Raw genomic sequence first — 26,356 nt, forward strand, 5'->3', positions numbered from 1 at the left:
CATGCTGTTGTTAGTATCCTACACATGCCGCTGCCTATATTTATTTCGTTATCTTAGAAGTGAAATATTGGTGTCGATGACCGTCTGTCTTACTTATTCGATCGAAATCGTCTGGAGATCTTCGGCGAACCGAACGTCGCCGTCGTAGTGGCTCCCGATCGACTCGAGCATTTCCTCGTGACGGCCCTCGGTGTGGGGGTAGAGATGGGTCAGGTAGACCCGGCCGATCTCCCGGCCGGCCAGCGCGCGGCCGAGGCTGTCCGGCGTCGGGTGGTTCGAGACGTCGACGTCGTCGGGGAACGAGCAGTCGTGGGCGAGGATCGCCGACCCCTCGGCGAAGTTGGCCAGTCCCGCGAAGGCCTCGCTGTCGCCGCTGAAGGTAAACCGATCGTCGAACCGGTAGGCCAGACACGGCAGCGAGTGGCGCGTCTCGTAGGCCGAGACGTCGAAGCCGCCGACCGAGAACTCGCCGGGGACGACCTCCCGGACCTGCAGGTCGATCTTGTCCTGCATGTACTCGTGGACCGCGAGCAGGTCGTCGAGCAACGCCTTGGTGCCCTGGGGCCCGACGACCTCGAGGTGGTCCTCGCCGGCGAGCCAGCGGGCCTTCACCAGCGGGAGCAGGTCGGACACGTGATCGAGGTGGTGGTGGGTCAGCAGCACCGTCGAGACGCCCTCGTAGCCGACGCCGGACTGCTGGAGTCGCTGGAGGGCCCCGGCCCCGCAGTCGATAAGGACTGTCCGGCCGTCCTCCTGGACGAGGATGCCCGCCTGAAACCGTTCGCCGGTGGGCAACGCCGAACCCGTTCCGAGAAAGGTGACACGCATACGCCGAAGTGGAACGTCCGCCCCGATAAGGGTACCTCTCGCGAGCGTGGCGACGGTCGCGAACGGGCCACAGCGACGATCGACGCGGACGCGATCGGAATCGCGGTCGTCACGGCGTCCGACCCCGCCGCGAGTACACGAAGGTTCAAGCGGCTCGACGCCGCACCGTCGGGTATCGGTCCATGGTATCGCTTCCGACGGCCCGCGACCTCGGACGCTCGAGCGGTGACGTAACCGCCGTCACCGACGGCAGCGGTCGCCCACCCGGTCGGACGGTGAGCCGATGATCGAGGACCTCGAAGACGCGCTCTCGCCAGCGGTCACGAAGGCGACGCTCTATCGGATCGCCGGCTGGCTCCTGCGGCTCTACGTGGCCGGCTGTTTGCTCCTTGGCACCTACAGCCTGCTGTGGGTCCTCGAGGTCGGCGGCGTCCTCCCCGACCGCTGGCTGTCGGCGGCCTGGATCGGCATCGCCGGGCTGGGATCGGTGTTCCTCGCGCTCTCGATCCCGCTGTTCTATCTCGCTCGCGGCGCGGACGGGTGACCGACCGCGATCGGCGGCTTTAGGCCCTCGCCGTCCCGAGCGGACGACAACACCATGACGGTCGTCCTCGCCGGCGTCGGCGCCGACAGCACGAACCTCGGCGCCCTGGCCCCGCTGTACGACGACGGGCGGTTCGAGTACGTCCCGATCCCCGAGAAGACCCGCGAGACGGCCGAGACCGAAACGCTGGGCTCGTGGAACCTGCGGGCCGGCGACGGCGTCGCCGCGGACCTGACGACTCGGATCACGCCACAGCCGGTCCACGACGGGAGCGAGACCGTCGCCGGCGACGCCCTCGAGTCCTGGCCGCTTCACCGGGATCCCAACTTCGCGGCGCTGACCTACGGCGAACACCGGACCAGCGGCTACGTCTCGCGGCTGCGCGCGCTCGAGCCGGGGGACGTCGTGGGGTTCTACGCCGGCCTGCGCCGGCCCGACGGCGACCGCGCGCACCGCTATCTGATCGGCTACTTCACCGTCGACGAGGTGACCGTCGTCGGCCCGGAGACGCCGCCGGCCGAGCGGGAATCGATCCTCGCTTCCCACCCCGAGAACGCACACGCGAAACGCGCCCGGGACGGCGACCTCTACCTCGAGAAGCCGGTCGTGATCGTCGACGGCCGCGAGCCCGGCGGGCTCTTCGCGCGGGACCCGATCCGGCTCAGCGACTACTACGTCAAGCCGGGCAACGAGCGGGCACAGTACTACCTCCGCGACGGGATCGATGCGGAGTGGAACGTGGAGGCCGGCGGCGAGAACATGATGTACAAGCCGGCCTATCGCTGTGCCCTCTCGGGGTCGACCTTCCGGGAACTGGTCGGGGTTCCGAGCGCGCGGACGGCCGCGGAACGCGATCGCTGGAACCCGGATCGCCGTCGGCAGCCGTAGGCGGCGGCCGGCGGGGGATCGACTCCCGCCGTCAGGACGAGACCATCCCGTCGAGAAACGGCTCGAGATCGTCGAAGTTCGATCCGATCGTGACCGTCGCGTCCGACCGATCGTACTCGACGACGCCGTGATCGTCGAGTTTCGGCAGGTAGTAGTGGATCAGTTCGACGGCGATCGCACGACGGTCGGCGGATCCGGCGGCGCTCACCTCGAGGGAGCGATCCGACGCGGCGAGGCGACGACCGAGTTCGTCGGGTGATGTCGACTCGACTGCGCGGAGCGTCTCGAGGACGGCTCGGTGTGTCTCGTCCGTGAGCAGCGTGTAGACGGGCTCGGTCTCGAGGGCGGTCTGTCGAGGGCGGGCCATAGCTGTGGGATCAGTCCGAACGCCGACACTAATCTGGCCTTACTAGTTGGGTATCAGCTGATCGCCACGCGCCGGTCCGCGGTTCCGCATCGCTCGGTTTCATGTGTCGACGGCTCGAAACCACCATTCAGTGACGGGTTCCGACGATACGACGCCGCGACACGAGCGCGTCGAACGCCACGCGACGCCCGGGCCGCGCAACTCGCTTGCCCACTGGACGGCCGCTCGCAACCCGCTCCGGGTCGCGATCAACTACGTCGTCGTCTGGCTGGTCCGGATCTCGCCGAGTCTCAAACTCAAGCGCTGGCTCCTGCGCCGGATCGGGGTCACGGTCGGCGAGGGGGTCTCGTGGGGGCTCGAGGCCACGCCGGACGTCTTCTGGCCTGACCTGATCACCGTCGAGGCCGACGCGATCGTCGGCTACGACGCGACGATCCTCTGTCACGAGTTCCTCTACGAGGAGTACCGGACCGGCGAGGTCGTCGTCGGCGAGCGGGCGATGATCGGCGCGGGCGCGATCGTCCTGCCCGGCGTCGAGATCGGAGCGGACGCTCGCGTGGCGGCGAACTCGCTGGTGACCCGCGACGTGGCGCCAGGGGCGACGGTCGCGGGCGTCCCCGCGGAACCGATGGGCGAGGCGGCCGGTGACGGATCGACAGACGAACGGCCGGACTGAGGAGTACTCGCTCGAGCGACTCGCGAAAACGGAGGCGAAACCGAACTCGTCGAACCCGATCTATAGCGACGACCAGGACTTGCGGGCCTCGTTCCAGGAGGTGACGTCGGCGATCCAGCGGGCGGCGATCATCTTCTTCAGGTTCTTGGCCGGAACGCCGCCGAAGGTGTCGACGGGCAGGGAGATGCCGAAAGCGGGCTTGACCTCGTGGGCGACGGCCTCGTCGCCGACGGAGACGACGGTCCCCTTGTCCTCGTGTTCCCAGGTCTTCAGCGGGCGGTTCTCGATCGCGCGGGCGATGTTCTCGCCGGCGACTTCGGCGGCCTGCCAGGCGGCCTGTGCCGTCGGCGGCGCGGGCTGGTCGCCCTGATCGATGATCGCCGAGTCGCCGATAGCGAAGACGCGCTCGTCGGACGTCTGGAAGTTCGCGCCCGCGTTGACGCGGTTGTGTTCCTTCTCGAGGTCGGCCTCCTCCATGGCGTCGCGACCCGTAATGCCGCCGGTCCAGACGAGGACGTCGTACTCGAGGGGGTCGGCCTCGTCGAACTCGATGTGGTCGGCGGTGGCTTCGGTGATCGGGTCGTCAGTGTGAATCTGGACGCCGGCGTCCTCGAGGAGGTCCCGCAGAGCCTGCTGGATTTCGGGGTCGTTGCCGGGGAATATCTCCTCGAGTGCCTCGACGAGGTGGATCTCGATCGGCGCGCGGTGTTCGTCGCGGAACTCGGCGACCTCGCCGGCGGTCTGGATGCCCGAGAGGCCGGCGCCGCCGATGACGACCTGTGCGGGTTCGCCGCGGGTCGCCTCCTGACTGGCCGTTTTGACCGCTTCGTGGATCTCCAGCGCGTCGTCGAGGCTCTTCAGAGTCAGGGAGTGTTCCTCGAGGCCGGGGATGCCGTAGTAGGCGGTCTGGCTGCCCAGTCCGACGAGGACGTAGTCGTACTCGACGTCGTCGGTCTCTTCCAGTTCGACGACCTGTTCGTCGACGTCGAGGCCGACGACTTCGTCCTGGATAAAGCGGGTGGCGGGGGCGGCGATCTCCTCGACGGGGAAGGTGATGTCCGAACGGACGCCGGGATCGCGGATGACGCGGTGGGATTCGTGGAGAACGAGGTGATAGTCGACGTCGGCGATCCAAGTCAGTCGCGCGTTGTCCCCGAGTTCGGATTGGAGCTTCGTGATCGCGCCGGTTCCGGCGTAGCCGGCTCCGAGCACGACGACGTTCTCAGTCATATCGCATACTGGGAAGCACTATGATACAAAGCTGTTGAAACCAGCATCCCCGTGAATACTGTTGACAAGCGCCGCTTTCCGCGGCCGGATATCGACGGCCGGGCAGTCAGAAGATGCGCTTGCCGAACGCGCTGGCGGTCAGTTCGGCCGCCAGCGTCGCCGTCTCGTTGCCCTCGTCCAGGATCGGATTGACCTCGACGACATCTATCGATCTGAGGATGTTGTCAGCGCGGTCACGCCGCGAGAGGGCCTCGAGGGCGGCGTGGGCCTCCCGGTAGGTGACCCCGCCGCGGACGGGGGTGCCGACGCCGGGCGCGGTCTTGGGATCGAGCCAGTCGAGGTCGAGACTGACGTGGACGCCGTCGGTCCCGTCGGTCGCGACCGAGAGGGCGTCCTCGACGACGGACGAGACGCCACGCTGATCGATGTCGGACATGGTAAAGACGGTCAGCTCGCTCTCGCGAAGCAGTTCGCGTTCGCGCTCGTCGATGCTCCGGAGGCCGACGTACGCGATCGAAGACGCCCGGAGTCGAGGGGCTGGGGCCCACTCCGTCTCGCCGAATGCCCCGTAGCCGAGCGCCGCCGCCAGGGGCATCCCGTGGACGTTGCCGCTGGGCGAGGTCTCGGGCGTATTGAGATCCGCGTGGGCGTCGAACCAGATCGCGCCGAGGTCGGCCTCGCGTGCCGATCCCGCCAGCGAACCGATCGCGACCGAGTGATCCCCGCCGAGAACGAGGGGGAACTCCCCGTCCGCGAGCGTCGCCGCGACGCGGTCGCTCACCCGCCGGCAGACGTCTTCGACCTCGCGGAGGAACTTCGCGTTCCCGCGTGTGGGTTGGTCGGCGTCCGGATCCCGTTCCTCGGCGCGGGGCATCGACAGATCGCCGTCGTCGATCGGTTCGACACCGGCTTCGCCCAGCCGGTCGGCCAGGTCCGCGTACCGGATCGCGGACGGCCCCATGTCGACCCCCCGACGGTTCGCCCCGTAGTCCATCGGCGCGCCGATGATCCTGACGGTCCGGTCCATACCCACGGTACGGGATCGACGGGTTTGATCGTGGCGGTCCGCGGCGTTCTCGAGGGCGACAGGTTTAGGGTTAGACCCGTCTAAATCCGGGGCAGGATGATGCTGAGCGACGTGATGGAGGACTACCTCAAGGCGATCTATCAGCTCCAACGCGGGACCGACGAGCGGATCCGCACGTCCGAGATCGCCGCGGAGTTAGACGTCACGTCGCCGACGGTCACCAGCATGCTCGACAAACTCGAGGAACGGGAACTCGTCGACCGCGAGAAGTACCGCGGTGTCACGCTGACCGACGAGGGCGAGACGGTCGCTCTCGAGATCGTTCGTCACCACCGCCTGCTCGAGGCCTACCTCACCGAGCATCTCGACTACGACTGGTCGGAGGTCCACGCCGAGGCCGACCGGCTCGAACACCACATCAGCGAGGACTTCGAGGCCCGCGTCGCCGACGCGCTGGGCGAACCCACGGTCGATCCTCACGGCTCGCCGATCCCGGGCGCCGACCTCGAGCCGCCGGAGCGGCCCGCCGGCGAGGCGATCTCCGAGTTCGGAGAGGGGGCGGTCGTCACCGTCGCGGAGGTCGCCGACCGCGACCCCGAGGTTCTCTCCTATCTCGCCGACCACGGCGTCGAACCCGGCGTCGAACTCGAGATCCTCGAGGTCGCCCCCTTCGGCATGGTGACTGCCCGCTCGAGCGAGAGCGAGGAGCCGGTCTCGCTGCCCGAAACAGTCGCACATCACGTCCGGGTCACGACGCCCGCGGAGCCGGAACCGCAGGGATAACCGGTCGCGGTTCTGCGGACGGTCGATCAGCGGCCGATCGAACGAACGGACGCCGATTTTCCGCCGACGGACGAAGAGAAACGCCTTCGAGTCCCCGCTGTAAACGTCACATTCTCCCACGAATCCCGCGGGCTCACCCGCCGGGTTTAAGGAAACCAAATACGAATAAATACCTATGTCATCCATCGAACTCACGCCCAGCCAGAAGAAGATCCTCCGCGCGCTCACGAACCTCCACAAGGAGTCCGAAGACGCCATCAAAGGCGAGGACATCGCGGAACAGGTCGACCGCAACCCCGGCACGATCCGCAACCAGATGCAGAGTCTCAAAGCCCTCCAGCTCGTCGAGGGTGTACCGGGGCCGAAAGGTGGATACAAGCCCACTGCAGCCGCATACGAGGCACTCGAGATCCAGCAGATGGACGAGCCCGCCGCGGTCCCGATGCAACACGAGGGCGAACCCGTCGACGACACCATCATCGAGGAGATCGATCTCTCGAGCGTTCACCACCCCGAACTCTGCCGGGCCGAGATCCACATTCAGGGGACGCTGAGCGACATCCACGAGAACGATTCGGTCACCGTCGGCCCGACGCCGCTCTCAAAGCTGCTGATCGAGGGGACCGTCGACGGCAAGGACGACACGAACAACATCCTGATCCTGCGGATCGACGACATGGTCGCGCCCGCCGAAGAACCGGCTCACTGATCGGCGCTCGACCGCCGTCTCTCGTCTTTCCAGCAGCTGTTCTCTCGTCGTCGTGTTCGAAAACAGTCCCGCGTGTCTCGCTCGAACAGCGCCGAGTCGCGGTCGGCTCAGTCCGTCGCTTCGACCGGCTCGTCGTCGGATTCGGCGGCGGCCGCCGGGATGTCGTCGACCGCAGCGACCGCGTCGCCGTCCTCGACTGCCATGACGATCACGCCCATCGTGTTCCGGCCGACGGTCGAGATCTCGTCGACGCGAGTCCGGACGATCTGCCCGCGCTCGCTCATCAACACGAGCTGATCGTCCTCGGAGACGGCCTTGACGGCCGTCACGGGGCCGTTTCGCTCGCCGGTCTTGATGTCGATCAGGCCCTTGCCGTACCGCGACTGCGCGCTGTACTCCGAGAGCGGCGTCCGCTTGCCGTAGCCGTTCTCGGTCACCGTCAGCAGCGCCTGCTCGTCGCCTTCGTCGGTCGCGACCAGCCCCGCCACGGCGTCGCCGTCCTGCAGTTTGATGCCGTTGACGCCGCGGGCGTTCCGCCCCATCGCGCGGACTTCGTCCTCGTCGAAGCGGATCGTCATCCCGCCCTCGGTCGCGATGACCAGATCCTGCGAGCCGTCGGTGACCTCGACGTCGACGAGTTCGTCGCCCGCCTCGAGATCGGCGGCGATGATTCCCGTCGAGCGGATATTGTCGAACGCCTCGCCGGCGGTGCGTTTGACGTAACCGTTCCGGGTAGCCATCGTCACGTACTCGTCGTCCTCGAGGGCGTCGGTGTCGACGATGGCCGTGATGTCCTCGCCGGGGTCGAGATCGAGGATGTTGACCGCCGATTTCCCGCGGGCCGTCCGGCCCATCTCGGGGATCTCGTAGGTCTTGAGCCGGTAGACTTCGCCCTGATTCGTAAAGCAGAGCAGGTAGTCGTGGGTGTTGGCCCGGAAAACCGTCGCGACGCGGTCCTCGGCCTTGACGTCCGCGCCGATGATCCCCTTGCCGCCCCGGCCCTGGGGGTCGAACTGCTCGATCGGCATCCGCTTGACGTAGTCGTCTTCGGTCATGACGACGACGACTTCCTCCTCGGGGATGAGGTCCTCGTGGGTGACCGTCCCCTGATCCTCGACGATCGAGGTGCGGCGGTCGTCGGCGTACTCGGCTTTGATCTCGCGGAGTTCCTCTTTGATGACCGAGAGCAACTCCGACTCGCTCTCGAGGATCTCCGTCAGGCGCTCGATCTCGGCCTGTACCGCCTCGTACTCTTCCTCGATCTCGGCGGCCTCCATCGAGGTGAGACTGCCCAGTTGCATCCGGACGATGTGGTCGGCCTGGTCCGCGGAGAAGTCGTAGGCGTCCTGGAGGTTCTCCTTCGCGTCCGACCGCGTCTCGCTGTTCTGGATCAGTTCGACCACGTCCTCGGCGTTCTCGACGGCCGTCAACCGACCCTCGAGGATGTGGGCGCGGTCCTCGGCCTCGGCGAGGTCGTACTCGCTGCGCCGGCGGACGACCTCGCGGCGGTGGGCGACGTACTCCGCTAAGGTCTCCTTGAGCGAGAGGACTCGCGGCTGGCCGTCGACCAGAGCGAGGTTGATGACGCCGAAGGTCTTCTCGAGGTGGTTCTCGAGCAGTTTGTTCTTGACGACCTCGGCGTTTGCCCCGCGGTTGAGTTCGACGACGATCCGGACGCCGTCGCGGTCGGACTCGTCGCGCAGGTCGGTGATTCCGTCGATTTCGCCCTCGTTGACGTCGTCGGCGATGCGTTCGACGAGGCGGGCCTTGTTGGCCTGGAAGGGGAGTTCGGTGATGACGATCCGTTCGCGGCCGTTTTTCCACTCCTCGACCTCGAACTCGGCGCGGACGCGGATGCGCCCGCGGCCGGTCTTGTAGGCGGAGTAGATAGCGTCGCGGCCGACGATGTTGGCACCGGTCGGAAAGTCGGGACCCTTGATATGGTCCATCAGGTCCTCGACCGTCGCGTCGGGATCGTCGATCAGTTCGATCGTCGCGTCGACGACCTCGCCGAGGTTGTGCGGCGGGATGTTGGTCGACATCCCGACGGCGATCCCCGAGGAGCCGTTGACCAGCAGGTTCGGGAACGCCGCCGGCAGCACGTCGGGCTCTTGCAGGCGGTCGTCGTAGTTCGCGGAGAAGTCGACGGTGTCCTTCTCGATGTCCGCGAGCAGTTCCTCGGAGATCGGCGACATCCGGGCCTCCGTGTACCGCTGGGCGGCGGCCGGATCGCCGTCCATCGAGCCGAAGTTCCCCTGGCCGTCGACCAGCGGGTACCGCATCGAGAAGTCCTGGGCCATCCGGACCAGGGTGTCGTAGATCGCGCTGTCGCCGTGGGGGTGGTAGTCACCCATCGTCTCTCCGACGATCGAGGAGGACTTCCGGTGGGACGAGCCCGAAGAGACCCCCATCTCGTGCATCGCATAGAGGATGCGCCGGTGGACGGGTTTCAGGCCGTCCTCGACGCGGGGGAGCGCACGGCCCGCGATGACGGACATCGCGTAGTCGATGTAGCTCTGCTCCATTTCGTCCTCGATGCGGACGTTCTCTACCGCTCGCGCCTCGATATCAGTCGGATCGGGTACGTCTGAACTCATGTCTTCATTTGGTTTCGTGGTGGTATCCGGTCAGCTTGCAAGCACTGCATCCGTGAGAGCGTCCGCTCTGCGGACGCTCGAGCGGGCCGACGACCGACCCGGAGCGCGGCTTGCCGCGCGGCGGGGAGGGAGGAGTGCTTTTCATCGAAGTTTTACCGAGTGCGGTCGCGAAGCGACCGCACGCAGGGTAAAAGTTCGGGTCTAGATGTCGATCCACTCGGCTTCCGGCGCGTGTTCCTTGATGAACTGCTTGCGGGGTTCGACGGCGTCGCCCATCAGGACGGAGAACATCTTGTCCGCCGCGGCCGCGTCCTCGATCGTGATCTGCTTGAGGATGCGGTTGTCCGGGTCCATCGTCGTGTCCCAGAGCTGCTGGGGGTTCATCTCGCCGAGCCCCTTGAACCGCTGGACCTGCGAGGGGTTGCCGTCGCATTTCTCCGCGACGATCTCGTCGCGTTCGGCCTCGGTCATCGCGTCGTAGGTCTCGCCGCGGTACCGGATGCGGTACAGCGGTGGCTGGGTCGCGTAGACGTAGCCGCCCTCGAGCAGCGGCCGCATGTGCCGGTAGAAAAACGTCAGCAGGAGCGTCCGGATGTGTGCCCCGTCGACGTCGGCGTCGGTCGCCATGATGATCTTCTTGTAGCGGACGTCGTCGACGTCGAACTCGTCGCCGATCCCCGCGCCGATGGCGGTGATCATGTTCCGGATCTCGTCGTTCTCGAGGATGCGATCGAGCCGGTGTTTCTCGACGTTTAAGATCTTCCCCTTGATGGGAAGGATCGCCTGGAAGTCGGGGTTGCGGGCCTGTTTCGCGCTGCCGCCCGCGGAGTCGCCCTCCGCGATGAACAGTTCGGCCTCCTCGGGGTCCTTGGTCTGGCAGTCGGCCAGTTTCCCGGGCAGCGAGGTGGACTCGAGGGCGGACTTGCGCCGCGTGAGTTCTTCGGCCTTCTGGGCGGCCATGCGGGCCTTGGCGGCCTCGACGGCCTTGCTGACGATGGCCTCGGCGGTGTCGGGGTGCTCCTCGAAGTAGGTGCCCAGTCCCTCGTGCATGGCGCTCTCGACGATTCCTCGCACTTCGGAATTGCCGAGTTTCGTCTTCGTCTGGCCCTCGAACTGGGGATCGGGGTGTTTGATCGAGACGACCGCCGTCAGCCCCTCGCGGATGTCCTCGCCTTTGAGGTTGTCGTCGAGATCCGACAGGAGGTCGTTCTCGTTGGCGTAGTCGTTGACACACCGCGTCAATGCGGTCTTGAACCCGGTGAGGTGGGTCCCGCCCTCGCGGGTGTTGATATTGTTCGCGAAGGCGTGGATCGATCCCTGCAGTTCCTCGGTGGCCTGCATTGCGACCTCGACGTGGATGTTCTGTTCCTCGTTCTCGAAGTAGATGATATCCTCGTGCATCGCCGAGCGCGTCTCGTTCAGGTACTCGACGAACTCACGGATCCCGCCGTCGTACTCGTAGGTTTCGGCGACCACGTCGCCGTCGTCGGTCTCCTCGCGCTCGTCGCGAAGCGTGATGCGAACGCCGGAATTGAGGAAGGCCAGTTCGCGGAGTCGGTTCGACAGCGTCGAGAAGGACATCTCGCCCGTCTCGAAGATCCCCGTGTCCGGCCAGAACCGAATCCGGGTGCCGGTCTCTTCGTCGGACTCCATATCGCGGACCCGCTCCATGTCGCCGACGGGCTCACCGCCCTCGAAGGCGTGGCGAAAGACCCCGCCGTCGCGTTTGACTTCGGCCTCGAGGCGTTCGGAGAGGGCGTTGACGACGGAGACGCCGACGCCGTGAAGGCCGCCGGAGACCTGGTAGGACTTGTTGTCGAACTTGCCCCCGGCGTGGAGGACGGTCAGAATGACCTCGAGTGCGGGGCGGTCGTACTCCTCGTGTGTGTCGACGGGGATGCCGCGGCCGTCGTCCGCGACGCTCACCGAACCGTCCTCGTGGATGGAGACGGTGATGTCGTCGCAGTGGCCGGCCAGCGCCTCGTCGATCGAGTTGTCCACCACTTCGTAGACCAGATGGTGGAGGCCTCGAGAATCGGTAGAGCCGATGTACATCGCCGGTCGCTTTCGTACAGCCTCCAGACCCTCTAAGACCTGGATCTGTCCGGCTCCGTACTCGCTTTCCTGGGACATGTAAAACCTGCTTTCGGATAGCGGTCCGGCCCTAATAAAAGTCACGTGTACGCGCGCGAGCGCGAATCCGGCGACCCGCGGCGTCGAACTCGAAACCGCCGTCGAATCGGCTTAGATGACCGCGTCGAACTCCTCGTGGCCCTGAATGTCGACGCCCTCGTCGGTGATTTCCGCGAGGAAGACGCCGTTGCCCGACCCGGTGTCGCGCTCGACGGCGCTTTTGATCGCGCGGGCCGCGACTGACTTCGCGTCCGCGAGCGAGAGGTCGTCGTCGTACTCCTGCTCGAGGAGGCCGTAGGCCAGTTGCATCCCGGAGCCGGTGACGGTGTAGTCGTCTTCCATGACGCCGCCGGCGGGGTCGATGCTGTAGACGTGACTGCCCTCGTCGTCGACGCCGCCGAGGATGGGGTTGATCGCGCGGAACGGACCGCCGCGGGCGAAGTTGCCCGCCAGCGTCGCCAGCGACTCGATCGGCATGGGCTCGTCGCGCCGAGCCTCGTAGAGGTTGACCTCGGAGCGCAGCGTTCGGATGAACGACTGCGCGCCGCCGACGGAGCCGACCAGCGTTAACGCGGCGGTCGGGTGAATCTGCTCGACCTTCTGGACGTTCTTGTTCGAGACGAACCGTCCGCCGAGGCTGGCGCGCATGTCCGTCGCGATGACGACGCCGTCGGCGGTCGCGATGCCGATGGTCGTCGTCCCGGTCTTGTTGACCGTCCCGTCGTCGGTGCCGGCCTCCCCTCCGTTCGGCAGCGAACCCAGTTCGGGCTCGTACGGCGACGGGTCGCCGTTGCCCTGCGAGAGCGGGTTATTCATCGCTCTCCTCCGTGTCGATCTCCGCGACGATCGACTCGAGGCGCTCCTCCGCGACCGTACTGAACGACTCGTCTTCGGTCGTGATCGTCGCGACGTCGACCGCTTCGGCCGCGACGGACTCCTCTTCGGGTTCGTTGAGGGCGCTGATGGCGAGTTCGATGCCGGCGTCGATGTCCAGATCCTCGCGGTACTCCTCCTCGAGGTAGCCCTGGATGACGTCGCGGTCGCCGCCGACGGCGGCGGCCTGCCACTCGTAGTCGGTGCCCGAGGGGTCGGTCTCGAACAGCCGCGGCTGGCCGTCCTCGACGCCGCCGACCAGCAGGGCGACCCCGAACGGCCGTGCGCCGCCAGTCTGGGTGTACTCCTGGATGTGGTCGGTGATCGATCGGGTCAGCGTCTCGACGCCGACATCCTGACCGTAGCGGAGCTGTTCGCCCTGTGCGCGTCGCCGCGCGAGGTCGACCAGCTGGCGCGCGTCGGCGACGTGGCCGGCGCTCGCGACGCCGACGTGCTCGTCGGCCTTGTGGATCTTCTCGACGCTCGAGCGCTCCATGAGCGGCGAGCTGATCTGACGGTTCGCGGCGAGGACGACACCGTCGGGCGTCCGAACGCCGACGCTCGCGGTGCCGCGTTTGACGGCCTCGCGGGCGTACTCGACTTGATAGAGGCGTCCGTCCGGGGAGAAGATGGTGATCCCCCGGTCGTAGGCCTGCTGTTGGGATTGTCCTTGCATTTGGTCTTCACCTCTGGTAAGGGATAGAAATATATAGGCCTTCTTCTGAAGGCAACTTCGTCTGTATCGGGCGCTTCGGCCCGGACTCCCAAGAAAGTGGTGCCAGCAGGGGAGCTGGCCGCGGGCTCTCCATGGATCGGACCGGGAGGCGGTACTCGCTCGACCGCCGACCGGGTCACTCTCAGGCCCGATCGGGGGAGAGACTCGTTGTCACGCCGGCGCGTTCGCTCGCTCGAGGTCGCCTCGGTAACGACTGATTACGCGTACCAGCTACCGACGGAGCGTCTGCTATCTCAAGCTTTCCGCTCAAACAGATTCCAGTCCTTGCTTCGGGTACAGAGTTCCGTCCAACAGTACACGGGTTCGCCCCGCCGGCTCCGGCGACTCGGGCCGGCCTGACCGTCGTCGTCGGCACGCCGCTGTTGCTCGGCGTCGTCGTTGGCTGGCGAGTCGCCCACGCTGTCGATCCCGAGCGTTTGAAGGTCACGCTGAGGATCGTCCTGCTGGGCGTCGGGCCCTCCCTCGCGTTCTGAGACGGCTCCTGCCGGACCCAGGCTGAAGGCGACGTGCGTCGAGCCCACCCCTGCGGCCCGACTCCTCGTCCCCTTCGACGACTTCGAGCCCGCCCGCGACGCCCTCGAGTACGCGTTCGATCTGTTCCCCGACGGCGACGTAACCGCGTTGATCGTCGTCGACACCACGTCACTGCCGTTCGGCCCGAACACCGCCGACGACGAGTCCAGCGACGAATCCCGGGAGTTGCTCTCGGAGGCCGCCGCCCTGCTCGAGACCGCCGAGTCGATCGCCGCGGACCGCGGGACCGAGATCGAATCGCGAACGCGACTGCGGACGCCGGCCCGGGAGATCCTGAAGTACGCCGAGGGAGCGTCGATCGACCACATCGTTATGGGCAGCCGCGAGCGCTCCGGTGTCGCGCGGATCCTGCTCGGCAGCGTCGCCGAAGTCGTGGTCAGATACTCGCCGGTGCCGGTCACAGTCGTCCGGTAGCGCCGCGGCGGGCGTCGATCCGGCCTCCCGGCCTGCATACACGAGCAACGCCCGCTTGACGCCGAAGCGGGGATTTCGAGGCCACGAGCGAGCCCGGCTTCTGGACCGCCGTCGTCGCTGGACTGCTCGCCGCCGGGCTGGGGACCGACAGCGCCGTCCGGATCCGGCGTCGCCGTCGGGCGGTCGACGTGCGCCCCACTGCGACCTGAAAGCGGCATTGTCCGGCCCAACCCACTTACCACCCGTTCCGGTACGATACGTCCATGCTTCCGTTCGTCGCGATCGCCCTCGCGGTGGTCGGCGTCGCGGTCGTTCTCGAGGTCGTGTCGCACCGAGCGCTCGAGCGACTCCCCTCGGTCGCCACCGAGGAGTTCCCCGAGATCGACCGGGCGTTGCTGGGGAAGTTCAGCAGCTTCGACCCCGAACTGGACTGGTGTCCCCGGCCGAACCGGGAGAACCAGAAAGACACCGGCGACCACCTCCCCGGCGAGGAGGTCCGCTCCGTCGTCACCTACTCGACCGACGAGTACGCGAGCCGGGTCTGCCCGGCGAGAGAGCGCGATCCCGACGCCGACCTCTCCGTCTCGACCTACGGCGACTCCGACCGTTTCTGCCGGGAGGTCGACGACGAGCCCTTCCATAACTACCTCGCCGAGGAACTCGACACCCACGTCGCCAACTACGGCCTCGATCGGGCCCAGATGCGACTCGAGCGCCAGTATCCCGAGGACCCGACCGACCACGTCTGCATGGTCGTCACCGCCTCCTCGATCGCCCGCATCCTCTCGGTCTGGAAACACTACCAAGAGTTCGGCAACATCCTCGCGGTCAAGCCCCGGTACGTCCTCGAGGACGGCGAGGTAGAGCGACTCGAGAGCCCCGTCGACGGGAAGGAGGACCTGCTCGATCTCGAGTCGAAAGCCGACTTGCTCCGGGAGCACGACTTCTACTACGACCACTGGTTCGAGCCCCATTTCGCGACCCGTCCCTACACCGCAGACCTCCTCGCGAAGAACGAACACGTCCGCTACGCGGCCTATACGGCCGGGAAGGACCTCGAGCGGCGGCTCGGCCGATCGATCCCGGGGATCGACTTCGATCTGGCCCAGACCCGGTCGACGCTGCGACTGGAGCGACCCCGCGTGCGCTATCACGAGTGGCTGTTCGACACCCACGAGCCCCTCTTCGACGCGCTCATCGAGGAGTTGGTCGACTACGCCGACGAACGGGGTTTCGAACCGACGGTCGTGATGGTCCCGCAGCTCCGGTACGCCACCTACGAGGCCGAACACGGTCCGATCTACGGCGACCTGCTCGAGCGCCTCGACGAGCGCTACGAGGGCCTGACGACGATCGATATGGCCACCCACCTCTCGCCCGACGACGGCGAGGTCGAGTCGCTGTACGTCGAGCGCGGGGAGGGCGGCCACTACAGCCCCGAGACCAACGCCGAGATCGCGCAGGTGCTGGCTGAGACCGTCGACCGACGAGCGGTCGTCGAATGAACCCGGTCTATCTCGCCGTCGGAATCGTCGTCCTCGCGGCCGGCATCGTCGACATCGTCTGGACGACGCTGTGGGTCGACGGCGGCTCCGGCCCCGTTTCCGGTCGGCTCACGACGGGGATCTGGAAGGGACTGCGCGCCGCGACGGGGGACCGAAACCGGGCGCTCAGCCTCGCCGGCCCGCTCATTCTGCTGCTCACGCTCGCGACGTGGATCGGTCTCATCTGGCTCGGCTGGACGCTGATCTTCTCGAGCGAGCCCCTCGCAGTCGTCAACAGCCGGACCGGCGGTCCCGCCGACTGGTGGGGGCGGTTCTACTACGTCGCTTACACGATGTTCACGGACGGGAACGGCGACTATACTCCCGTGTACGGCGGTAACGTCTGGGAGGTCGCCAGCGCGTTCACGACGGCCTCCGGCATGGCCTTCGTCACGCTCGGCGTCTCCTACGTCCTGACCGTCCTCGGTGCCGTCTCGGACAAACGTTCCTTCGCCAGCACCGTAACGGGGCTTGGCGACCGCAGCGAGGCGTTCCTCCGAACCGGCTGGAACGGCGAGGACTTCCGCGGGCTCGAACTGACCGTCGAGTCGCTCGCGGCGGACCTGAGTACCCTCGCCGAACAGCACAAGTCCTACCCGATCCTCCATTACTACCACAGCGAGCGGGCCGACCGGGCCTCGGCCGTCGCCGTCCCGATCCTCGACGAGGCGCTTATGCTGTCCCGGTACGCGATCCCGGAGGGAGAGGGGCTCGACCCCGCGATCGTCGATAACGGCCGCTCGAGCGTCGAAAGCTACCTCGAGACGCTCGACACCGCGTTCATCGATCCCGCGCCGTCGGTCCCGCGAGCGCCGGACCTCGAGCGCCTACGAGAGGACGACGTTCCGACCGTCTCCGACGAGGTCTTCGCCGAGGCGCTCGCCGACCGGACCGACCGGCGACGGCGGCTCCTCGGCGTGGTCGAAGCGGACGCGTGGGAGTGGCCGCCGGTCAAGGAGTAGCGCGGGGGCGGTTTTCGGTAATTTTCGGACCGCGTCGGCTCGGATTCCGATCGAAGCGGGCGGAAACGGGGCCCGATATTCATTGGGCCAGGGGTCGTTCATCATCCATGAAAGAGTACGACTTTCTGGTCGTCGGATCCGGCTCCGGGCTGGACGTGGCGAACGCGGCGGTGAATCAGGGCCAATCGGTCGCGATCGTCGAGAAGGGACGGCTCGGCGGGACCTGTCTGAACCGGGGTTGTATCCCCTCGAAGCAGTTGCTCTATCACGCCGACGTGCTGGAGACGATCGAGCGGGCCGACGAGTTCCACATCGACGCGACCGTCGAGGACGTCGACTTCGCCGAGATCGTCCGCGAGGTCACCGCGGACGTCCACGGCAGTTCCGACTCGATCGAGCGCGGCCTCTCCTCGTCGGACCGCCACGACCTGTACCAGGCCGAGGCCCGGTTCGTCGACGAGCGGACGATCGAACTCGCCGGCGGCAACCACGACGGCGAGCGGCTCACCGCCGACACCGTCCTCGTGGCGGCCGGGACCCGCCCGGCGGTCCCGCCGATCGACGGTATCGAGTCCGTCGACTACCTCACCAGCCGGGAGGCGCTGCAACTCGAGTCGGTCCCGGACCGCCTCGTCATCGTCGGCGGCGGCTACATCGCCGCCGAACTGGGGCAGTTCTTCGGCACCTTCGGCAGCGACGTGTCGATCGTCGGCCGGCGGCCGCACCTGCTTCCCGACGCCGACGAGGAGGTGGCCACCGAGTTCACCGACCGCTACGCCGACCGGTTCGACGTCTACACCGGCTACGAGGCCACCGCGGTCGTGGAGTCGGGGGAGTCGATCACTGTCGAGGCACGGCCCTTCTCCGAGTCCGACGACGATGCGGACGCGGAGGCGGCGAGTCCCGGCGAGACGGTCTCGGTCACCGGCGACGAACTGCTCGTCGCGGCCGGCCGCGTCCCCAACACCGACACGCTGAACGTCGAAGCCGCCGGGATCGAGACCGACGCGGCCGGCTTCGTCGAGACCGACGAGTACCTGCGGACGACCGCCGACGGCGTCTGGGCGCTCGGCGACGTCGTCGGCGAGTACCTGCTGAAACACAACGCCAACCACGAGGCCCGGGCCGTCGCGCGGAACCTGTTCGGCGATGACCTCGAGCCGGTCGACTACTCGGCGATGCCCTTCGCCGTCTTCGGCTCGCCGGAGGTCGCCGGCGTCGGGCTGACCGAGGGGGAACTGCGGGAGGCCGGTCGGGAGTACGCCAAACGCACCTACCGCTACGAGGATACTGCCCGCGGGAAGGCGATGAAAGCCGAGGGGTTCGTCAAGCCGCTCATCGATCTCGAGGGCGAGATTCTGGGCTGTCACATCGTCGGCCCCGAGGCCTCGGACCTGATCCAGGAGGTCGTCGTCGCGATGACGGCCGGCTTCGGGAGGGTTCAGGACATCCGGCAGTCGGTCCACATCCACCCCGCGCTCTCCGAGGTCGTCCAGCGGGCGTTCTCCGGGCAGTTCACTCGAGGTGGCGGGCACGATCACTGAGACGGTTTGCCGTCCCAATGTTCCGACGGGACCGCAGGCCGGCCGCGGGTAGACCGACACACGGTGACGGTACTCCGTCTCAGAGAGCGTCCCGAATACGGAGCGTCTGCATCACCGCGATCGCGACCCCCACAGTATTATTTCGCTCGCTTCCCTACGGTGTCGGGATGGCAGACACGGAAAGCAGAGGAGAGACGCGAGCAGACGACGAGAACCGACGCGAAGACGACTCACCGGACTCGGTCCCGGAGTGTCATCGCCGTGGCTGCACCGAGCGAGCGACGTTCGTCGCCCTCGAGCGATATCAGGAAGAAACCGGCCACGGTGCCGTCGAGGCGGAGGCGGCCCTCTGTCAAGACCACGCCGCCGAAGAGAGTCCCGCGAATCTCGATGGCAATTACGCGGAGTACGTGTTTCGCGTCGAACCGCTCTAAGAGACGCGGGACGTGGACACGGCATGATCAAACGGGACCCGTCCGATTCTGGCTACAGTGGTCTCGTCTCCCACCGATACGGTTTCCCGTCGTACCGGTTCCTGTCAGCCATTGCCGGTGTCCCCGCAGGACGGTCGCGGGTACACCGATACACGGTACAAGAATCCTGTATGAGCAGTTCGAGAACGGACCACACCTCTATTACGATACGGAACGTGAAGAAAATCGATGCCAGAAGAGCAACTGTTCAAGCTCGAGGACCAGCGGACGAGAACCGAAATCGCGGCGGCGCTACGCGATGCCGCCGAACAGATCGAATCCGGCTCCGTCGAGTTGAAGAGCGAAACGGATTCGAGAGACGTTACCGTCCCGAAAAACGCCCGATTTGAAACCGAACTCGAACGACTCACTGATTCGGAAACGGGAGAAAAGCGGTACGAACTCGAGTACGAGATCAGGTGGACCGAGTGACGCTCCCGTCGTTTTGAGTCCGTCCGCTGTATCCAGCACGCCACTCCGAGCCGCCACCGAGGATTTCGACGAGGGATGGACCGTCCGAGTCCGACTCCGGCGAGACGATACCGTTCCATCGCAGTCCGTCCCGATCTCGGAACCTCTCGTCTCGGCTGATCCTCGACACCGCCGACGGGTCCGTGTCCACGGCACACGACCGCCGTTCCCTTTTATCAGTCGCCGGTCTACCATCCCCCGTAATGACGAACGCGGCAATCGTAATTCTGGCAGGCACCGACTCCCACAGCGACCTCGGGCGACTCGTCAACGGCCTCGAGGCCGCCCGGGAGTTCGCCGAGAACCCCGACGACGACCTCGAACTCGTCTTCGACGGGGCCAGCACGCAGTGGATCCCGGAACTGGAAGACGAGGACCACGACTACCACGACCTCTACCGGTCGGTCAGCGACGAGGCGGCGGCCTGTGACTACTGTTCGGGCGCGTTCGGCGTCGAGGATGCCGTCAACGACGCCGGCATCGTCACGGTCGACGACAACGACGGTCACCCGAGCATCCGCTCGCTGGTCGACGACGACTACGATATCATTACCTTCTAACGCGGCGAGGACCCGCCAGCAGACCGGTCCGCGGCACCGACGACGCGAAAACGCCGCTGCGGATTCACTTTCACTCCGGTAGCACACACCTTTTAGCCTCCCCGTTAGTACAGGGAGACGATGACGTCGTTCCAGTCGACACTCGGTGACGAGTCGGGGATCGCCGAGGAACTGGCCGAGAGCCAGCAGTCGATCTCCATCGCCGAGTTCTTCGAGAAGAACAAGCACATGCTCGGCTTCGACAGCGGCGCTCGAGGCCTCGTCACGGCCGTCAAGGAGGCCGTCGACAACGCCCTGGACGCCGCCGAGGAGTCGGGAATTCTCCCGGATATCTACGTCGAGATCGAGGAGACCGGCGACTACTACCGCCTGATCGTCGAGGACAACGGACCGGGGCTGACAAAGGAATCGCTCCCGAAAGTCTTCGGGAAACTGCTCTATGGCTCTCGCTTTCACGCACGCGAACAATCGCGCGGCCAGCAGGGGATCGGGATCTCCGCGGCCGTCCTCTACTCCCAACTGACCAGCGGCAAGCCCGCGAAGATTACCAGCCGCACGCAGGGCTCCGAGGAGGCCGAATACTTCGAACTCATCGTCGACACCGACGACAACGAGCCCGAGATCAGCGTCGAGGAGACCACGACCTGGGACCGCCCCCACGGGACGCGCATCGAACTCGAGATGGAGGCGAACATGCGCGCCCGCCAGCAGCTCCACGACTACATCAAGCACACGGCGGTCGTCAACCCCCACGCCCGCCTCGAGCTGCGCGAACCGCAGGAACACTTCAAGTTCGAGCGCGCGACCGACCAGCTCCCCGCGGAGACCGAAGAGATCCGGCCCCACCCCCACGGGGTCGAACTCGGCACCGTGATGAAGATGCTCGCGGCGACGGACTCCCAGACGGTTTCGGGGTTCGTCCAGGAGGAGTTCACTCGCGTCGGGAAAAAGACCGCCGACTCGATCATCGACGAGTTCCGCGACCGCCACTACGGCCGGGAGATGCGCTGGCGGCCGCCGGCGGCCCACGAGGACGTGGATCTCGAGGCCGCCGTCGCCGACGCCACCGCGAACAAGGGTGCCGAGGCGACGGCCGCGTTCGCCGCGGCCATCGCCGACGGAGTCGACGACTACGACCGCATCGCCCACCACGAACTGCTCGAGACCGTCGAGGCAGCGGCCGAGACGGTCGAAGCGGACCACGGAACGACGTTCGGCGACACCGTCCGGGAAAACGCCGTCGAGGCCGTCTGGCTCGAGTTGATCGACGCCGTCGAGACGGACGAGTCGAAAGGTGACGTCGACGCCGACGACGGCTCGCGACTGGTCGCCGACCTCTACGACCTCGCGGACGAGGCGACGAGTACCCGCAAGGACGACGAGACCGTCCACGCCTTCGCCGACCGGCTCGGGGCCGCGTTCGGGGACGAACTCGCGGACGGCGACGACGAGGGGAACGTCCGCCACCGGCTCACGCGGACGCGGCTTCGGGGGTTCGTCGATCGCGCGGCCGACCTCACCGAGGAGTACGACGACGTTTCCTTCGGCGAGACGGCCCGCGAAAACGTCACCGACGCGATCTGGGACGTGATGGCGACCGTACCCGACGATCCGCCGCTGGTGCGGGAGCTGAACGACGACCGCGATGCCACCAGCGACCTCGTCGACGCGATGCGCGCGACCGATATCATGGCACCGCCGACGCGGTGTCTCTCGCCCATCTCCGAGGACCTTATCACCGCCGGCCTCGAGAAGGAGTTCGACGCGGACTTCTACGCCTCGGCGACCCGCGACGCGGGCGTCTCCGGCGGCGACCCGTTCATCGTCGAAGCCGGGATCGCCTACGGCGGCGACCTCCCCGCGGAGGGAACCGGCGAGGTCATGCGCTTTGCCAACCGGGTCCCGCTGGTCTACCAGCGCGGGGCCTGTGCCACGACGGACGTGGTCAAGTCGATCGGCTGGCGCAACTACGGGTTAGACCAGCCCGGCGGCTCCGGCCTGCCCAACGGGCCGGTCGTGATCATGGTCCACGTCGCCTCGACGAACGTCCCCTTCACCAGCGAGTCGAAAGACGCCGTCGCGAACGTCCCCGAGATCGAAGACGAGATCGAACTCGCGATCCGGGAGGCCGCTCGCGATCTCAAGAGCTACCTCAACAAACGGCGCTCGATGCAACAGCGCCGGAAGAAACAGAACGTCCTCGGGAAGATCCTCCCGGAGATGGCCACGAAGGTCGCCGAAGTAACCGGCCGCGACGAGCCCGATATCGACGACGCGATCGCCCGAATCATGAACAACGTCCTCGTCGAACGACAGGTCGAAGAAAACGGCGACGGGCGGGCCGTCTCGGTCGTCGTCGAGAACAACTCCGGGACGAACGAGACCCTCGAGATCACCGACATCGTCTCGGCCGAACCGCGGAAACTCTCGGACGGCGCGACCGTCGTCGAGATGGACGGCGAGTGGTTCGTCAAGTGGGAACCCGAGGTCCCGAGTGACGACGAGGCGGCCCTCGAGTACGAGGTACCGGACGACGTGACCTTCGATCTGGACGTCAAAGGCGTCGAAAGCGAGAAACTGACCGTAAACCAATGAGCGCAGACGACACTCAGGAAGCCAGAGAGCAGTTGATCGATCTCGCAGCGCAGTTCTACGACCAGTTCGAACTGGGCGAGATCCCTCACATGTCCGTGCCGACGCGGACGAAGAACAACATCGAGTACGACGAGGACAGCGACGTCTGGGTCTACGGCGATCGGGAGTCGACCCGGTCGGCCAACTCGGTCCAGGGCGCTCGAAAGCTCCTGAAGGCGGTCTACACGATCGAGTTCCTCGCCGAGCAACTCGAGGAGGACCGTTCCTCGACCCTGCGTGAACTCTACTACCTCTCGGAGAGCTGGGACAACGAGGAGGCGCAGTTCTCGAGCCAGGACGAGTCGAACAACCTCGTCGAGGACCTCGAGATCGTCTCGGGGGTCACCCGCGAGGACTTCCACATGCGCCCCGAGGAATCGGGCGCGACGATCATGGGTCCGCTGCACCTGCGAGAGCAGACCCGCCGCGGCGAGCGCGAGATCCACTGTCAGGAGGACGTCGGCGAGGGCGGCTACCAGATCCCGAACAATCCGGACACGATCGAGTTTCTGGACTGCGACGCCGACTTCATCCTCGCGGTCGAGACCGGTGGGATGCGCGATCGACTCGTCGAGAACGGCTTCGACGAGGAGTACGACGCCCTGATCGTCCACCTGAAGGGCCAGCCCGCCCGCGCGACCCGCCGGATCACCAAACGGCTCCACGACGAACTCGGCCTGCCGGTCACCGTGTTTACGGACGGCGACCCGTGGTCGTACCGCATCTACGGCTCGGTGGCCTACGGCTCGATCAAGTCCGCCCACCTCTCGGAGTATCTGGCGACCCCCGAGGCGGACTTCATCGGCATTCAGCCCGCCGACATCGTCGAGTACGACCTCCCCTCCGACCCGCTGTCGGATTCGGACGTCAACGCCCTCGAGAGCGAACTCGAGGACCCGCGGTTCCAGACCGACTACTGGGAGGAACAGATCGAACTCCAGCTCGACCTCGGGAAGAAGTCCGAACAGCAGTCGCTGGCCTCCCGGGGGCTGGACTTCGTGACCGACACCTATCTCCCCGAGCGACTCGACGCGATGGGTGTCCTGTAAGGCCCCCACTCCGATCGAATCTCGACACGCGCGGGCCGCCCACCGGAAATCGCGACCGGAACGGACTGACGGCGTCCGTCAGCCGATGTAGCCGAGCCGGACCGCCGCGCCCATCGCGCCGAAGAGCAACACGAACGCGAGGCTGACGACGTAGTAGGCGTGCCAGGCCCGCGAGGGGCGGAACGGCTCGGGCAGGTTCTTCTCGACGACGTACCAGTTCGCGGGATAGAAGAAGATCTCCGTGACCGCGAGTATCGCGGCGACGTAGAGCAACAGCGTCACCGGGACCTCCCCCAGCGCGAGGACCATCGCGCTACTGACCGCGACGACGCCGACGACGACGAGTTTCCGCACCCGCTCGCTGTCGACGTCGTCGTTCTCGAGAGCCATCGGGAGGATGTCACCGGTGGCGCGGGCTGCGCCGTCGAGCAGGGTGATGACCGTCGAGTACAGCGCGGCGAACCCGCCCAGCAGCATGGCGTAGTACGACCACTCGCCGAAGGAGTCGCTCAGAATCGAGCCGATCGCGAACGCGAGGTTCGCGTCCGTCGGCGGCTCCGGATAGAGAACGTTCGACGCCAGCATCACCATCGCGACGATCAGCAGGAAGCTGAAGGCGTAGCCGATATTGAAGTCGCGCCGACCGGTCCGGATCCACGCCCGGATGTAGTCGTGGTGTTTCGGATCGTCGGGGTCGAGCCCCCGCTCCTCGAGTTCGCTCGCGCCCTCTCCTTTCGCCATGCTCCAGCTGCCGATCAGGATGCTCGTGCTGAAGCCGGTCGGAGCGAAGCCCGCGGCGGCGGCGAACAGGCCGACGAAGGCCGGCCCGGTCAGGTCCGGCACCGCGAACGCCGTTTCGGCGACGACGTCGCCCGACGGCGGGCCGACGATCACGCCCAGCAGGACGAGGACGCCCAGCGCGATCGTAAAGGCGATCAGGGCCGTCTCGAGCAGGCTGTATCGCGAGAGGGCCACGAGCAGGCCCGCACCGCCGACGAAGACGACGTAGGCCATCGCGGCGGTGAACCACTCCGGGGTCAGGGCGGCGACGAACGCCGCGGTGTTCATCCCGACGCTGGCCGTGATGAACGTGTACATCCCCGTGAACACGAGGATCGTCACCCACAGCGCCCAGTTCTTCGGGCCGGGCAGCTGGTCGTAGGCTTCGATCGGGTTCGCGCCGACGCCGTAGTTGTAGCGGATCCCGAGTTCCCAGGCCCCGTACTTCGCGGCGTAGATCAATCCGAACATCCAGATCGCGACCAGGCCGAAGGTCCCGCCGAGGGTGGGCGCCAGCACGATGTGGCTGCCGCCGATGCTGATCAGCGCCCACAGCATCGACGGGCCGAAGTGTTCCCTGAAGAACCCGCGCCAGTCCCGCTCGGGATACTCGAGGTCAGCCTCGGGGATCTCCGTCGCTCCCTCACCGCTCATCGGGATCACCCGTCTTCGGTATCGGACTCCCGTGTGCTGGGTATGTCGACCCGGCCTGTCTCGTCCGCAACACTATGGTACCGTTCGGCATGAGTGTCGGAGAATTCCGGAGGGAGTACTTATACCGTGCGACTCCGGCGCGTGCCGCGGGTCGAACCGGGCTCAGTCACGGCCCGAGCCGGCGCCCTGTGACTGCAGGTGCAACCGGTTCCCGTCTGCGCGGCCACTCACCGTCTAGAACGGTGGCATGGCGGACGACAAAGACGACCAACGGCCGTTGCACAGCGACCCCGACGAGGGCGCGATAGACGAGCCGACGACCTCGGGCGCACAGGAGGCCGACGAGACCGCGTGGATGATGAAAGAGGGGGTCACGGTCGGGCTGATCGCCATCGGTGCCATGGTCCTCCTCGGGCTCGGTCTCCTGCAGGGGTCCGGCCTCGTCGACTTCTTCGCGCCGATCGCCGACTCGGGGCTCGGGCAGTGGCTCGCACTCGGCGCGGTGGCCCTGGCCGCGATCGCACTTTTCGCCTGGTCTCGAGCCGGCGTGTGAGTACGGCCGCCGGCGCGCCTACTCGTCGAGGACGACCGGGACGCCGCGGGTCGCCACGTCGACGACGAACGCCTCGGCGTCGGCGGCGAGCGTCCCGTCCGCGTCGTAGTGGACCGGCAGGACTAGATCGGGGCGAATCTCGCTCGCCAGCGACGCGGCCTCACGGCGGTCCATCGTGACCGAACCGCCGATCGGCGGGAGCAGGAGGTCGATCTCGAGCGACTCGTGGAGCGGGAGGGCGTCGGTGCCGCCGGGCCAGAACGCCGTGATCCCGTCGACCGTTACGCCGAAGCCACAGCCCTGTCCCGCCGGATGTGCGGGGATGCCGTCCGCATCGGTGTGTGGCCCGGCGGGATCGTTGTACGCCGGCGTCGTGAACAGATCCAGCGGGCCGAGGACGAACGACTCGTCCGCACGGACGCGTTCGACGTCGAAGGGGAGGTCGTCGAGGCGCTCGTCGACGCCGTCGATCTCGCCCGCGTCGACCGACTCGTGAACGACGACCAGTGCGTCGTCGCGAGCGACCCGCCGGATCGCGTCGGGATCGTAGTGGTGACCGTGAGAGACGAGGATCAGGTCGCCGTCACGCGGCTCGAGGTCTTTCAGTATCCGCTCCGGTCCGGGATCGGTGTAGACGACCGCGCCGGTCTGGCCCGCGAGGCGCACGGTGGCGTGGCCGAGCCAGTCGACGGTCACCGCGTCGAATCGAACTGTCATGCCCGAAGACACAGGCGAGAGATCCGAAAAGGCTTCTCTCGAGGGCCGTGAGCGGCCCCGGTCGTCGGCCGGTCGA

Annotated in this window: 25 protein-coding genes; 15 read left to right on the plus strand and 10 right to left on the minus strand. The window is 66.6% G+C overall.

Translation table 11 applies throughout. From position 1 onward, the window contains the following. Window positions 1-93: 93 nt before the first annotated feature. Window positions 94-828 carry an MBL fold metallo-hydrolase gene (locus tag A6E15_RS06350; RefSeq protein WP_076144827.1) on the minus strand — a complete coding sequence of 245 codons (735 nt, stop codon included), beginning with the start codon at window positions 826-828 and terminating at the stop codon, window positions 94-96. Between the two features lie 283 nt (window positions 829-1,111). Here A6E15_RS06350 and A6E15_RS06355 point away from each other — a divergent pair, with 283 nt between their 5' ends. Next, window positions 1,112-1,372, plus strand: a complete 261-nt coding sequence (locus A6E15_RS06355) for a hypothetical protein (RefSeq protein ID WP_076144829.1) — start codon at window positions 1,112-1,114, stop codon at window positions 1,370-1,372. 54 nt (window positions 1,373-1,426) lie between these two features. Beyond that, on the plus strand, window positions 1,427-2,260 hold the full coding sequence (locus A6E15_RS06360; protein ID WP_076144831.1) for an Nmad3 family putative nucleotide modification protein: 834 nt from the start codon (window positions 1,427-1,429) through the stop codon (window positions 2,258-2,260). Window positions 2,261-2,291: 31 nt separating this feature from the next. Here A6E15_RS06360 and A6E15_RS06365 read toward each other — a convergent pair whose 3' ends face one another. Next, complete coding sequence (locus tag A6E15_RS06365) at window positions 2,292-2,627, minus strand: DUF7344 domain-containing protein (RefSeq protein ID WP_076144832.1); 336 nt, start codon at window positions 2,625-2,627, stop codon at window positions 2,292-2,294. Between the two features lie 130 nt (window positions 2,628-2,757). On the opposite strand from A6E15_RS06365, the gene A6E15_RS06370 reads away from it, so the two are divergent. After that, window positions 2,758-3,303 carry an acyltransferase gene (locus A6E15_RS06370; protein WP_076144834.1) on the plus strand — a complete coding sequence of 182 codons (546 nt, stop codon included), beginning with the start codon at window positions 2,758-2,760 and terminating at the stop codon, window positions 3,301-3,303. A 60-nt stretch (window positions 3,304-3,363) separates the two neighbouring features. Here the strand turns inward: A6E15_RS06370 and A6E15_RS06375 are convergent, their stop codons facing one another. After that, window positions 3,364-4,533: an NAD(P)/FAD-dependent oxidoreductase gene (locus A6E15_RS06375; protein WP_076144836.1), complete on the minus strand. Its 1,170-nt coding sequence runs from the start codon at window positions 4,531-4,533 to the stop codon at window positions 3,364-3,366. Between the two features lie 106 nt (window positions 4,534-4,639). Beyond that, entirely contained in the window at window positions 4,640-5,560 is a 921-nt protein-coding gene (gene rocF, locus A6E15_RS06380; protein ID WP_076144838.1) for an arginase, read from the minus strand. 96 nt (window positions 5,561-5,656) lie between these two features. On the opposite strand from rocF, the gene A6E15_RS06385 reads away from it, so the two are divergent. Beyond that, a complete protein-coding gene (locus A6E15_RS06385) occupies window positions 5,657-6,343 on the plus strand; it encodes a metal-dependent transcriptional regulator (RefSeq protein WP_076144840.1) in 687 nt (228 codons plus the stop codon). A 175-nt stretch (window positions 6,344-6,518) separates the two neighbouring features. Next, on the plus strand, window positions 6,519-7,052 hold the full coding sequence (locus tag A6E15_RS06390; protein WP_076144842.1) for an Rrf2 family transcriptional regulator: 534 nt from the start codon (window positions 6,519-6,521) through the stop codon (window positions 7,050-7,052). A gap of 107 nt (window positions 7,053-7,159) precedes the next feature. Here A6E15_RS06390 and gyrA read toward each other — a convergent pair whose 3' ends face one another. The 4 genes from gyrA to psmA form a co-directional block, all read right to left on the minus strand. After that, the gene (gene gyrA, locus A6E15_RS06395) at window positions 7,160-9,649 is read right to left on the minus strand and encodes a DNA gyrase subunit A (RefSeq protein ID WP_076144844.1); all 2,490 of its coding nucleotides are present in this window, start codon (window positions 9,647-9,649) and stop codon (window positions 7,160-7,162) included. A 201-nt stretch (window positions 9,650-9,850) separates the two neighbouring features. Continuing rightward, window positions 9,851-11,782, minus strand: a complete 1,932-nt coding sequence (gene gyrB, locus A6E15_RS06400; protein WP_076144845.1) for a DNA topoisomerase (ATP-hydrolyzing) subunit B — start codon at window positions 11,780-11,782, stop codon at window positions 9,851-9,853. 111 nt (window positions 11,783-11,893) lie between these two features. Further along, window positions 11,894-12,598: an archaeal proteasome endopeptidase complex subunit beta gene (psmB, locus tag A6E15_RS06405; protein WP_076144847.1), complete on the minus strand. Its 705-nt coding sequence runs from the start codon at window positions 12,596-12,598 to the stop codon at window positions 11,894-11,896. Continuing rightward, complete coding sequence (gene psmA / locus A6E15_RS06410) at window positions 12,591-13,331, minus strand: archaeal proteasome endopeptidase complex subunit alpha (protein WP_076144848.1); 741 nt, start codon at window positions 13,329-13,331, stop codon at window positions 12,591-12,593. Before psmA ends, psmB begins: the two co-directional genes overlap by 8 nt. Before the next feature lie 555 nt (window positions 13,332-13,886). Here psmA and A6E15_RS06415 point away from each other — a divergent pair. From A6E15_RS06415 to A6E15_RS06455, 9 genes are all read left to right on the plus strand, one after another. After that, a complete protein-coding gene (locus A6E15_RS06415) occupies window positions 13,887-14,339 on the plus strand; it encodes a universal stress protein (protein WP_076144850.1) in 453 nt (150 codons plus the stop codon). 263 nt (window positions 14,340-14,602) lie between these two features. Further along, complete coding sequence (locus A6E15_RS06420) at window positions 14,603-15,844, plus strand: hypothetical protein (protein WP_076144851.1); 1,242 nt, start codon at window positions 14,603-14,605, stop codon at window positions 15,842-15,844. Beyond that, window positions 15,841-16,845: a hypothetical protein gene (locus A6E15_RS06425; protein WP_076144853.1), complete on the plus strand. Its 1,005-nt coding sequence runs from the start codon at window positions 15,841-15,843 to the stop codon at window positions 16,843-16,845. The genes A6E15_RS06420 and A6E15_RS06425 overlap by 4 nt, the downstream gene beginning before the upstream one ends. A gap of 107 nt (window positions 16,846-16,952) precedes the next feature. Beyond that, window positions 16,953-18,389, plus strand: a complete 1,437-nt coding sequence (locus A6E15_RS06430; protein WP_076144854.1) for a dihydrolipoyl dehydrogenase — start codon at window positions 16,953-16,955, stop codon at window positions 18,387-18,389. A gap of 167 nt (window positions 18,390-18,556) precedes the next feature. Beyond that, window positions 18,557-18,823 carry a hypothetical protein gene (locus A6E15_RS06435; RefSeq protein WP_076144856.1) on the plus strand — a complete coding sequence of 89 codons (267 nt, stop codon included), beginning with the start codon at window positions 18,557-18,559 and terminating at the stop codon, window positions 18,821-18,823. A gap of 228 nt (window positions 18,824-19,051) precedes the next feature. Beyond that, window positions 19,052-19,294 carry an amphi-Trp domain-containing protein gene (locus A6E15_RS06440; protein WP_076144857.1) on the plus strand — a complete coding sequence of 81 codons (243 nt, stop codon included), beginning with the start codon at window positions 19,052-19,054 and terminating at the stop codon, window positions 19,292-19,294. A 242-nt stretch (window positions 19,295-19,536) separates the two neighbouring features. Further along, on the plus strand, window positions 19,537-19,893 hold the full coding sequence (locus A6E15_RS06445) for a DsrE family protein (RefSeq protein WP_076144859.1): 357 nt from the start codon (window positions 19,537-19,539) through the stop codon (window positions 19,891-19,893). 120 nt (window positions 19,894-20,013) lie between these two features. Continuing rightward, the gene (locus tag A6E15_RS06450; protein WP_076144861.1) at window positions 20,014-22,488 is read left to right on the plus strand and encodes a DNA topoisomerase VI subunit B; all 2,475 of its coding nucleotides are present in this window, start codon (window positions 20,014-20,016) and stop codon (window positions 22,486-22,488) included. Then, window positions 22,485-23,576: a DNA topoisomerase IV subunit A gene (locus A6E15_RS06455; RefSeq protein WP_076144862.1), complete on the plus strand. Its 1,092-nt coding sequence runs from the start codon at window positions 22,485-22,487 to the stop codon at window positions 23,574-23,576. The genes A6E15_RS06450 and A6E15_RS06455 overlap by 4 nt, the downstream gene beginning before the upstream one ends. Before the next feature lie 78 nt (window positions 23,577-23,654). Here A6E15_RS06455 and A6E15_RS06460 read toward each other — a convergent pair whose 3' ends face one another. Further along, window positions 23,655-25,010, minus strand: a complete 1,356-nt coding sequence (locus A6E15_RS06460) for an Nramp family divalent metal transporter (RefSeq protein WP_076144864.1) — start codon at window positions 25,008-25,010, stop codon at window positions 23,655-23,657. Window positions 25,011-25,257: 247 nt separating this feature from the next. On the opposite strand from A6E15_RS06460, the gene A6E15_RS06465 reads away from it, so the two are divergent. Next, a complete protein-coding gene (locus A6E15_RS06465) occupies window positions 25,258-25,563 on the plus strand; it encodes a hypothetical protein (protein ID WP_076144866.1) in 306 nt (101 codons plus the stop codon). Window positions 25,564-25,581: 18 nt separating this feature from the next. Here the strand turns inward: A6E15_RS06465 and A6E15_RS06470 are convergent, their stop codons facing one another. Continuing rightward, window positions 25,582-26,280, minus strand: a complete 699-nt coding sequence (locus tag A6E15_RS06470; RefSeq protein WP_076144867.1) for an MBL fold metallo-hydrolase — start codon at window positions 26,278-26,280, stop codon at window positions 25,582-25,584. Window positions 26,281-26,356 lie beyond the last annotated feature (76 nt).

It is taken from the genome of Natrinema saccharevitans (assembly GCF_001953745.1).
Classification (GTDB): Archaea; Halobacteriota; Halobacteria; order Halobacteriales; family Natrialbaceae; genus Natrinema; species Natrinema saccharevitans.

Bases quoted from the DNA above. Each gene is read 5' to 3' on its own strand.
- A6E15_RS06350 (WP_076144827.1), bottom strand. From the start codon at position 828: ATGCGTGTCACCTTTCTCGGAACGGGTTCGGCGTTGCCCACCGGCGAA.
- A6E15_RS06355 (WP_076144829.1), top strand. From the start codon at position 1,112: ATGATCGAGGACCTCGAAGACGCGCTCTCGCCAGCGGTCACGAAGGCG.
- A6E15_RS06360 (WP_076144831.1), top strand. From the start codon at position 1,427: ATGACGGTCGTCCTCGCCGGCGTCGGCGCCGACAGCACGAACCTCGGC.
- A6E15_RS06365 (WP_076144832.1), bottom strand. From the start codon at position 2,627: ATGGCCCGCCCTCGACAGACCGCCCTCGAGACCGAGCCCGTCTACACG.
- A6E15_RS06375 (WP_076144836.1), bottom strand. From the start codon at position 4,533: ATGACTGAGAACGTCGTCGTGCTCGGAGCCGGCTACGCCGGAACCGGC.
- rocF (WP_076144838.1), bottom strand. From the start codon at position 5,560: ATGGACCGGACCGTCAGGATCATCGGCGCGCCGATGGACTACGGGGCG.
- A6E15_RS06385 (WP_076144840.1), top strand. From the start codon at position 5,657: ATGATGCTGAGCGACGTGATGGAGGACTACCTCAAGGCGATCTATCAG.
- A6E15_RS06390 (WP_076144842.1), top strand. From the start codon at position 6,519: ATGTCATCCATCGAACTCACGCCCAGCCAGAAGAAGATCCTCCGCGCG.
- gyrA (WP_076144844.1), bottom strand. From the start codon at position 9,649: ATGAGTTCAGACGTACCCGATCCGACTGATATCGAGGCGCGAGCGGTA.
- gyrB (WP_076144845.1), bottom strand. From the start codon at position 11,782: ATGTCCCAGGAAAGCGAGTACGGAGCCGGACAGATCCAGGTCTTAGAG.
- psmB (WP_076144847.1), bottom strand. From the start codon at position 12,598: ATGAATAACCCGCTCTCGCAGGGCAACGGCGACCCGTCGCCGTACGAG.
- psmA (WP_076144848.1), bottom strand. From the start codon at position 13,331: ATGCAAGGACAATCCCAACAGCAGGCCTACGACCGGGGGATCACCATC.
- A6E15_RS06420 (WP_076144851.1), top strand. From the start codon at position 14,603: ATGCTTCCGTTCGTCGCGATCGCCCTCGCGGTGGTCGGCGTCGCGGTC.
- A6E15_RS06425 (WP_076144853.1), top strand. From the start codon at position 15,841: ATGAACCCGGTCTATCTCGCCGTCGGAATCGTCGTCCTCGCGGCCGGC.
- A6E15_RS06430 (WP_076144854.1), top strand. From the start codon at position 16,953: ATGAAAGAGTACGACTTTCTGGTCGTCGGATCCGGCTCCGGGCTGGAC.
- A6E15_RS06435 (WP_076144856.1), top strand. From the start codon at position 18,557: ATGGCAGACACGGAAAGCAGAGGAGAGACGCGAGCAGACGACGAGAAC.
- A6E15_RS06440 (WP_076144857.1), top strand. From the start codon at position 19,052: ATGCCAGAAGAGCAACTGTTCAAGCTCGAGGACCAGCGGACGAGAACC.
- A6E15_RS06445 (WP_076144859.1), top strand. From the start codon at position 19,537: ATGACGAACGCGGCAATCGTAATTCTGGCAGGCACCGACTCCCACAGC.
- A6E15_RS06450 (WP_076144861.1), top strand. From the start codon at position 20,014: ATGACGTCGTTCCAGTCGACACTCGGTGACGAGTCGGGGATCGCCGAG.
- A6E15_RS06455 (WP_076144862.1), top strand. From the start codon at position 22,485: ATGAGCGCAGACGACACTCAGGAAGCCAGAGAGCAGTTGATCGATCTC.
- A6E15_RS06460 (WP_076144864.1), bottom strand. From the start codon at position 25,010: ATGAGCGGTGAGGGAGCGACGGAGATCCCCGAGGCTGACCTCGAGTAT.
- A6E15_RS06465 (WP_076144866.1), top strand. From the start codon at position 25,258: ATGGCGGACGACAAAGACGACCAACGGCCGTTGCACAGCGACCCCGAC.
- A6E15_RS06470 (WP_076144867.1), bottom strand. From the start codon at position 26,280: ATGACAGTTCGATTCGACGCGGTGACCGTCGACTGGCTCGGCCACGCC.